Origin of the sequence: Streptococcus suis, from assembly GCF_002960425.1 — a bacterium.
GTDB classification, from domain to species: domain Bacteria; phylum Bacillota; class Bacilli; order Lactobacillales; family Streptococcaceae; genus Streptococcus; species Streptococcus suis_S.
Window position 1 is genome coordinate 1 of the sequence record NZ_POIZ01000093.1, and the last position, 362, is coordinate 362.

The window sequence follows — 362 nt, forward strand, 5'->3', positions numbered from 1 at the left end:
ATTCCTATGAAATGGCTGAGTCAGGATACCTATGTCTGTTATCGGACCATCAATAGTTTTAGGGCTAGCACACACGCCAACCAGCTCATCAAAACTGCCTTCATCTACTTCACTCTCCTCCTCAGAGAGAATGGCTTGATTGAAGATGAGGCTCTCTTCATTGACGGGACTAAGGTAGAAGCTGATGCCAACAAGTATTCTTTCACGTGGAAAAAGGCCGTTGAACGCTATGAAGATGCCTTGAATGGAAACATTTCTGCCCTTTATGACAAGCTAGTTCAAGAAGGGGTGAATACTGCCTTGTCCAAGGAAGAATGCCTCACTAGCGAGGGACTCAAACAACTCCTACATGAGACAGAAGA

1 protein-coding gene is annotated in these 362 nt (G+C 45.0%); it reads left to right on the plus strand.

Translation table 11 applies throughout. The features are described from left to right. A partial coding sequence (locus tag C1G57_RS10685; protein ID WP_161941160.1) for a transposase occupies positions 1–362 on the plus strand: 362 nt, incomplete at both ends.